The organism is Vibrio sp. Vb1554 (assembly GCF_033344235.1).
The window spans coordinates 61,328-67,578 of sequence record NZ_JAWPOJ010000025.1; the positions used below are offsets into that span (position 1 = coordinate 61,328).

The window sequence follows — 6,251 nt, forward strand, 5'->3', positions numbered from 1 at the left end:
GCTTAAAAATAGCGGTTTGAACGGCATCAAAATAAGGCGAGAGTGTAGTGGTAAATAAGTACGCTGACGAATGAGAAATTGTATGGAGAAAGCGATGTTCAGATAAATTCAACTAATAACCAAAAATGTGGGGTTGCCTTTACCTCATAGCTAAAAACAGCGACAATATGCAGCGCATGTCAAACTGAAGTACAAACTCGACGATGACCCACGAATACCAAGACTTAATCACCATTTTTAATGACACCTTTTTAGAACAATTTAATACGAAATTAGAGTTAGGTGGTGATGAGCCTATTTATCTTCCTGCTGATGATGAACACCCTCATCATCGGATTATTTTTGCTCGGGGTTTTTACGCCTCTGCTTTACACGAGATTTCGCATTGGTGTGTGGCTGGTCCAGAGCGTCGTTTGCTGGAAGATTTTGGCTATTGGTATGAACCCGATGGGCGAACAGCAGAAGTTCAAGCGGAGTTTGAGAAAGTTGAAGTGCGACCTCAAGCTTATGAATGGATTCTGGCACAAAGCGCTGGCTTCCCTTTTACGGTGAGTTGTGACAATCTACACGGCGATTTTGAACCAGATAGGCTCGGCTTTATGAAAAAAGTGCATAAAGAAGTGCTAGGTATTTTGGACGTTGGCTTGCCTTTGCGAGTGAAAATGCTTTCTGATGCCCTGCGCGCATTTTATCAAACTAAGCCACTGGAAGCGTCGGACTTTTGCGTTAAATAACCACTAATAACCTCAGAGATACACCATGATTATTGAATTTGAAGAAAAACTACTGGAACTGATTGATGCTCGAATTGAAACAGCATCTGACGATGAATTGTTTGCTGGTGGTTATTTACGTGGTCACATCTCTTTATCCGCGGCGTCTTGTGAAGAAGAAGGGATTAGCGATATTACTGAGCTGAAGTCACGCATTGAGAGCAGCTTAGAAGATGCGCGTACCGAGTTAAGCCCGGCCGATCGCGTGATTGTCAGTGATTTGTGGCAAGAGCTCCAGGCTCAGGCTTAATCCCCAAGCAGCGTTCTCCCTTTATTTAATCCTAGTCATTTACTACTTCGAAAAATTCGAACCTCTCCATAAAATTTTTGTGGTTGTAGCGAAACAGTTCAACTTTTATTCTGATCAGCATAAAACGTGAACAAAGGATTACAACCATGAAAATTGTCGCATTTGGTGCATCTACCAGCTCTACCTCAATCAACAAACTACTTGCTACATACGCAGCAAACCAAGTCGAAGGCGCTCAAGTGAATGTTCTAGACTTAAACGATTATCAAGCGCCAATGTTTAGCGAGGACAAAGAGAAAGAAATTGGTCAAGCTGAAGGGGCTGTCGCGTTTTTACGTGACTTGGCGGAGGCTGACGCTCTCGTTGTTTCCTTCGCAGAGCATAACGGTTCGTACCCAGCGGCCTATAAAAACTTGTTCGATTGGGCGACGCGCATTGAGCGTAATGTATTTCAAAACAAACCTGTCGTTTATTTAGCAACTTCCCCAGGTCCCGGTGGTGCACAAAGTGTTCTTGCGGCGGCGACAGGTTCTGCTCAATTTTTTGGCGCGGATGTAAAGGCATCGTTATCTGTGCCGAGCTTCTACGAAAATTTTGACGTGGAATCGGGTAAGGTTGTAAACCCAGAAGTGGCAGAGCAAGTGAAACAGGCAGTTGCACTGCTGAAGTAATCTCAGTACGAGCAACTTAGTGAGTTAGCGATTCCCGACACGTATCTGTGTCGGGAATTAAAACGAGAGAATACTCTTACAGCTCGGTAATGGCTTTGCCTTTTCTTAGTTTACGAACCCACATTCGACTTGGGTGAAGTTCGGTCAATACATCAACCGGTAATGGCAGCGGGTCCCCACAGATCTGGGAGGCCAACACTTCAGCTAATAATGGTGCAGAGCTCAGTCCACGAGATCCTAAACCTAAGAAGCAGAATAGGTTAGGGTACTGATGAATGGTTTCTACCTCTTCTTCTTTTTGATTTTGTAAGTTGGCGTATTGCGTTTTGATCGTCTCAAAGTCACCCACATTTCCGACAAATGGTAAGTGATCTCGGCTAACACAACGAATACCTTGGCGAGATTGATTACCAGTGATATCTACCTCTTTTGCCCATGTTTGATTCGGTACACATTTCACTAGCTTTTCCGCATTATCTTTTTGGGCGTTTTCATCAAATTCGTAGTCAAGGTGACTGCGGTCGTAGCTTGCACCGATACACAAGTGTTGATTACTTGGGTTAACAGGTGTCATGTAACCGTCGTAACACAACACCGTTTTCAGCTGACTCAGCGTTCCGGTTGCTGGCGCATGACTGACTTGTCCTTTCACTTGTCCCATTGGTAGGGAAGCGGTTTGACTCAATGTCTGGAACTCATGGCCGTTCGCAATCACAACCGTTGAGTGCTCAAATGTTTGACCACTCGCCGTTAGTAGCCAGAGCTGACGCTTTTCATCCCAATCTAATGCCTCAACATGGTGTTCAAACTTCGTTGAGAGTAACGACGTCTGCTCCAATTGTTTAATTAACCCACGAGTTAACTCGGCAGGGCACAGCCACCCTCCCATTGGGTAGTGCACAGATGCCATATCAATAGGTAACCCGATAGTGTTCGCAGTCTCCTCGGCGGACAGCTTGTGAATGAGCTCTGGTGTGAAGTTACCCGTAAGTATTTTCTCCAGTTTGTCTGTGGATTTGTCGTCCCACATCAACTGAGTCACGCCACACCAGTCATGATCAAAATCGATCTCTTGTGCTGCTTGTTCAACAAACTGACGTGCGAACAAAAATGCAGGAGCAAACACTCGTGAAACACCCGTGTGCGGGCCATTAAGCAGTGGATAAACGGCTCCTTGTCGATTGCCTGAAGCTCCTTTGGCTGGTTGTTTGTCTTTACAGTAAAGGGTGACGTTTTGGCCACGACGAACTAACGTTTTCGCTAACGCCGCGCTAGCTATACCACCACCAATGATGGCAATCGAATCAAGATTGCTAGATGCTGAGCGATTGAACCAAGGGAGATGGTTCGACTGCTTTTCACGTTGCTCCATAGAGCCGGCGATCATTTCTCGCTTAGTGCCGAAACCTTTCACCTTTTTCATTGTAAAGCCAGCTTCGTTCAAACCACGACGTACAAAGCCTGCTGCGGTAAACGTGGCAACTGTACAATCTTGATTGGCTAGCTTTGCCATGTTGTTGAACAGGCCTTGGTTCCACATTTCTGGGTTTTTGCTTGGCGCGAATCCATCTAAGAACCAAGCATCAATCAAACCTTGTTCGTTGTATGGAACTTGCGGCATGCAGTCTTTAATGTCACCAAACCAAAGGTCGAGTGTGATTGCGCCGTCTTCTAAAACAATGCGATGACACTCCGGCACAGCGGCAGGATAGTGCTTTTGTAACTTTTCCGCGTATTCAGCTAGCTCAGGCCAAGCTTCATGCGCCTTCTTTAAATCGGCTTTGCTTAATGGGTATTTTTCAAAGCTAATAAAATGCAGCTCTTTCAATGTTGCGTCCGGATGCTGACGACGAAACTCACTAAACCACTGGCATACTGCTAAGAAGTTTAATCCCGTGCCAAATCCGGTTTCACCAATGACAAAACGTCTTTGGTCAAATTCCTGCCATCTTTCTGGGAGATGATTTTGTTTTAAGAAAACGTAGCGTGTCTCTTCAAGACCGTTTACGTTAGAGAAGTAAACATCATCAAATTGGTCTGAAACCGGAGTACCAGCTTCGTTCCAACCAAGTTCTGCGTTTTTTATTGAAGTCATAATGGTGCAAATTTGTGATTTGGCGCGGTAAGAATGGGGCGATTGTACGAATTTATGGGAAAGCTGACCACTTTTGTTGACTATCTTAGTTATCATCTAGCGGATTTTTGAATTATAGGAATGTCATAATGAAACGAGTCGTAATCACCGGTATGGGTATTGTTTCAAGTATCGGTAACAACGTCGAAGAAGTTCTAGCGTCTCTTAAAGCGGGCAAATCTGGCATCACTGCATCTGAGCAGTTCAAAGAACACGGTCTTCGTTCGCAAGTATGGGGTGACCTAAAAATCAACCCGGCGGAACACATCGACCGTAAGCAGATGCGCTTTATGGGTGATGCGGCTGCTTATGCATACCTATCAATGGAGCAGGCAATCGCAGACGCTGGTCTTACAGAAGAGCAGGTTTCAAACGATCGTACCGGTATCGTTGCAGGTTCTGGCGGTGCTTCTGCATACAATCAAACGGTAGCGACAGACACGATGCGCGCCAAAGGCGTAAAGCGAGTTGGTCCTTACATGGTTCCTCGTACTATGTCTTCTACTGTTTCTGCTTGTCTTGCTACGCCATTTAAGATTCGTGGCGTGAACTACTCAATGAGCTCTGCATGTGCAACATCTGCACACTGTATCGGCCATGCTATGGAGCTTATTCAACTAGGCAAACAAGATATTGTTTTTGCTGGTGGCGGCGAAGAGCTAGATTGGTCTCAAACTATGATGTTTGATGCGATGGGCGCACTGTCAACCAAATACAATGACACGCCAGACAAAGCATCTCGTACATACGATGCAGACCGTGACGGTTTTGTTATCTCGGGCGGCGGCGGCATGCTGGTTATTGAAGAACTAGAGCACGCACTGGCACGTGGTGCGAAAATCTACGGTGAAATCGTAGGTTACGGTGCGACATCAGATGGCTACGACATGGTAGCGCCATCAGGTGAAGGCGCAATTCGTTGTATGAAGATGGCGATGCAAGACGTTGATGGTGTGGATTACATCAACACGCACGGCACATCGACACCCGTTGGTGACGTGAAAGAGCTTGGTGCTATCCAACAATTGTTTGGTGAGAACAGCCCTGCAATCTCTGCAACAAAAGCAATGACTGGCCACGCACTCGGCGCAGCGGGCGTGCACGAAGCAATTTACTCAACACTTATGCTAGACAAAAACTTCATTGCTCCAAGCATCAATATTTCAAACTTGGACGAAGCAGCACAAGGTCTGGACATCGTGACAGAAGCACGTGATGCAGAGCTAACGACCGTAATGTCAAACAGCTTTGGCTTTGGCGGCACAAACGCAACTTTGGTTATTAAAAAGTACCAAGGTTAACTGAATTTGTTGGCGCCTTGCGAGAGTACTGTAAACGCCAACAATCCAGTTTCCAGAGCTTGATCAGTCACACTGATCGAACAGACGCAGACTCTATCCCATGGAGAGCGGGATAGGATCCTTTTGTTCTGGAACTTTGCCCGGCTATTTAGCCGGGCTTTTTCTTTTCTCTGTTTCTGCTTTTCTCTAGGCTTCCCGTCAATCGATTCTATAGGAGTTACCTCCTTGAGGTTTATTGGTGTTATATCTTGAGATTTTTCGGGAAAAGGGCACAATCGCTTTAGTTTCGCATCTTGCGAATAAACGAACTCTTACAAATGGATGTTAGAACGCTGGCGCTATGAAAATTATTGTTGATGAAAATATGCCGTATGCTGAAGAACTATTCAGCCAACTCGGTAACGTAATTCTAAAACCAGGTCGTACACTGACCGCTGATGATTTAGTGGATGTTGATGCCCTAATGATTCGCTCAGTCACCAAAGTGAATGCTGACCTGATCAGCAAAGCAAACAAGCTGAAGTTTGTTGGTACGGCCACGGCAGGCATGGATCATGTTGACCAAGCACTCTTAAAAGAGAAAGGCATTTTCTTCACTGCGGCGCCAGGGTGTAACAAAGTGGGTGTGGCGGAATACGCGTTCAGCGTGATGATGGTGCTCGCTCAGCAACAAGGTTTCTCGGTATTTGACAAGACGGTAGGTATTATTGGTGCAGGCCAAGTAGGTAGCTACCTAGAGAAATGTTTGAAAGGCATGGGTATTAAAGTTCTGATCAATGACCCATTCAAACAAGAGGCTGGTGATCCTCGTAGCTTTACTCCATTGACAGAACTGATTGAAAGCTCAGACATCATTACACTACATACGCCAATCACCAAAGATGGCCCATACCCAACGCATCATTTGATTGATGAGAAGGTATTAAATGGTCTCCGCAGCGATCAAATTTTGATTAATGCGGCTCGAGGTCCCATCGTTGACAACGCTGCTTTGAAGCAACGTCTTTTGAAAAACGATGGCTTTACAGCGGCACTTGACGTATTTGAATTTGAACCAGAGGTTGATATGGAGCTTCTGCCTCTGCTAGCATTCGCAACCCCTCACGTTGCAGGCTATGGTCT

6 protein-coding genes are annotated in these 6,251 nt (G+C 45.6%); 5 read left to right on the forward strand and 1 reads right to left on the reverse strand.

The window, feature by feature from the left end; all coding sequences use genetic code 11:
* The first annotated feature begins 203 nt into the window (after positions 1 to 203).
* From R8N28_RS18460 to R8N28_RS18470, 3 genes are all read left to right on the forward strand, one after another.
* Positions 204 to 734, forward strand: coding sequence for an elongation factor P hydroxylase (locus tag R8N28_RS18460; protein WP_005380546.1), 531 nt, complete (start codon positions 204 to 206; stop codon positions 732 to 734).
* Positions 735 to 759: 25 nt separating this feature from the next.
* A complete protein-coding gene (locus R8N28_RS18465; protein WP_005380548.1) occupies positions 760 to 1,023 on the forward strand; it encodes a YfcL family protein in 264 nt (87 codons plus the stop codon).
* 146 nt (positions 1,024 to 1,169) lie between these two features.
* Positions 1,170 to 1,694 (forward strand): NADPH-dependent FMN reductase, encoded by a 525-nt coding sequence (locus R8N28_RS18470; protein ID WP_005380552.1) that lies wholly within the window; start codon positions 1,170 to 1,172, stop codon positions 1,692 to 1,694.
* A gap of 76 nt (positions 1,695 to 1,770) precedes the next feature.
* Here the strand turns inward: R8N28_RS18470 and mnmC are convergent, their stop codons facing one another.
* Positions 1,771 to 3,789: a bifunctional tRNA (5-methylaminomethyl-2-thiouridine)(34)-methyltransferase MnmD/FAD-dependent 5-carboxymethylaminomethyl-2-thiouridine(34) oxidoreductase MnmC gene (mnmC, locus tag R8N28_RS18475; protein ID WP_065274737.1), complete on the reverse strand. Its 2,019-nt coding sequence runs from the start codon at positions 3,787 to 3,789 to the stop codon at positions 1,771 to 1,773.
* Between the two features lie 128 nt (positions 3,790 to 3,917).
* Here mnmC and fabB point away from each other — a divergent pair, with 128 nt between their 5' ends.
* Both fabB and R8N28_RS18485 read left to right on the forward strand, forming a co-directional pair.
* Positions 3,918 to 5,129 carry a beta-ketoacyl-ACP synthase I gene (fabB, locus tag R8N28_RS18480; RefSeq protein ID WP_005380557.1) on the forward strand — a complete coding sequence of 404 codons (1,212 nt, stop codon included), beginning with the start codon at positions 3,918 to 3,920 and terminating at the stop codon, positions 5,127 to 5,129.
* 340 nt (positions 5,130 to 5,469) lie between these two features.
* Positions 5,470 to 6,251 (forward strand): 4-phosphoerythronate dehydrogenase (locus R8N28_RS18485; protein WP_318183395.1); only part of this gene is annotated, 782 nt, incomplete at its 3' end.